General features: G+C 49.0%; 1 pseudogene. It reads left to right on the top strand.

What is annotated here, in order from left to right:
• Nucleotides 1-210, top strand: a pseudogene (locus V6252_RS13650) (amidophosphoribosyltransferase); the annotation flags it as partial.

The following is a 210-nucleotide window of genomic DNA, read 5'->3' as shown; positions in this document are numbered from 1 at the left end:
GCAGCGCGGGCAAGATGCAGCAGGTTTTGTCACTTTGCAAGATGGGCGACTCTATCTACGTAAAGAAAATGGCATGGGGCGTGACGTATTTATGAATCGTCATATGATGAAACTGGTTGGTTAGTTCGGTATCGGGCACGTTGGTTACCCGACAGCTGGTACTTCTAGCAGCGGCGAAGCGCAGCCATTTTATGTTAACTCACCATATGG

The organism is Psychrobacter proteolyticus (assembly GCF_038155145.1).
Taxonomy (GTDB): Bacteria; Pseudomonadota; Gammaproteobacteria; order Pseudomonadales; family Moraxellaceae; genus Psychrobacter; species Psychrobacter proteolyticus_B.
Note: the sequence above shows the minus strand (reverse complement) of the source record. Positions and strands in the feature narration are given on the sequence as shown.